General features: G+C 46.5%; 2 protein-coding genes. One reads left to right on the forward strand and one right to left on the reverse strand.

Going from position 1 to position 1,458, the window contains the following annotated elements; genetic code table 11:
- The first annotated feature begins 273 nt into the window (after positions 1–273).
- Positions 274–1,176 (forward strand): Gfo/Idh/MocA family protein, encoded by a 903-nt coding sequence (locus LD39_RS10965; RefSeq protein WP_035546240.1) that lies wholly within the window; start codon positions 274–276, stop codon positions 1,174–1,176.
- A gap of 131 nt (positions 1,177–1,307) precedes the next feature.
- Here the strand turns inward: LD39_RS10965 and LD39_RS22140 are convergent.
- Positions 1,308–1,458: DUF819 family protein (locus tag LD39_RS22140; protein WP_156112620.1), on the reverse strand; the 151-nt coding region annotated here is incomplete at its 5' end.

Raw genomic sequence — 1,458 nt, forward strand, 5'->3', positions numbered from 1 at the left:
CGGAATCGCCCTGGTAGACACGACTCGCATAAGCAAATCATCAAAAGGAATGTGCTTTTTCATTCCGTTGATGATTTGCTTATGACGCGAGTGTCTGGGCAATGCAGCTGGACGAGTCCTTCCCCAACGACCCTAAAACTACATAAACATCTCGAAATCGAGTCTTCCGCAATCCTGCACTTAGGTTGAATAACCCTCACGTCTCCATGCAAATCACAGGTGCCTTCTCCTTGAAAATGTTACGCTAAGAGTAATAACTAGCGAGGTGAGAATATGAAAATTGGCATTATCGGTTTAGGAGATATCGCAAAAAAGGCATACTTACCTGTCCTTTCTGAAAAAGAAGACGTAGAACTAGTCCTATGTACCAGAAACCCTGATACGTTGAACACGTTGGCGGCCAAATATCGAATTCCAGAAAAAGTCCAGACCGTCGAGGAATTGATCGAAAAAGACATGGATGGCGTCATCGTCAGTGCAGCGACAGAGGCTCATTACGAAATCGCTGAAAAACTGCTTTCGCATGGAATCCACACTTACATAGACAAACCGATCTCCATGAATTTTCAAGAAACAGAACGAATCGTCGAGCTTGCGGAAACGAACAAGGCGATTGCCATGGTCGGTTTCAACCGAAGATTCATCCCACGCGTTCAGGAGCTGAAGGACAAAGGGAAAGCTGATTTGATCCTGATCCAAAAGAATCGATTCAATGACGCGGATTATGTGAGGCGTTTTGTCGTGGAGGATTTCATTCATGTCGTCGACACCCTGAGATTCCTAATGGATACGGACGTGCAAGATGTAAAGGTTCAGGCGCTGAAAACCGGGGACAAGATGGACCACCTGATCATCCAGCTGATTGGTGATGGATGCACGGCGATGGGGATGATGAACCGGAACGGCGGCGTCACGGAGGAAACGATCGAGTACTCCACTGGTCATCATAAATACGTCGTAACCGACCTGGTCGAGACTACCCACTATCACAACAAAGACATTGAAGTAGCAAAATTCGGGGGCTGGGAACCGACTCTCTATAAACGAGGATTTTATCAGATCACCGATCATTTTATTGACTGTATTGCCAACAATCGCACTCCTGACCCTTCAATTCAAGATTCACTTACCACTCATGAAATTTGTAAGCGGATCGTTGAAGAAATAGAGAAGTAAATGAAAAAAAGGACGTTCCACCCTATCTAAGGCTGGAACGTCCTTTTTGCATGCATGCTTTTACACAAAACATTTTTTTATCTAGCGGCAAGACCTCCAGGTTAGGAGGCCTTATATCTTTAAATAGTCGCTCAACCGCCGGCAATCATCCGGGCCAATTGACCACAGAGCAAGGCCGCATAGGTTCCGACAATGTTACCGAGAATCCCCATCAATAAGCCGACAGGAGCCAGGGCAGGCTGGAAGACAGAAGCTACGATCGGTGCAGAGCTTGTCCCGCCG

Origin of the sequence: Halobacillus sp. BBL2006, from assembly GCF_000786645.1 — a bacterium.
GTDB lineage: Bacteria > Bacillota > Bacilli > Bacillales > Halobacillaceae > Halobacillus.

What these genes read in the sequence shown, in the direction of transcription:
- LD39_RS10965 (WP_035546240.1), top strand. Translation starts at nt 274, where the DNA reads ATGAAAATTGGCATTATCGGTTTAGGAGATATCGCAAAAAAGGCATAC.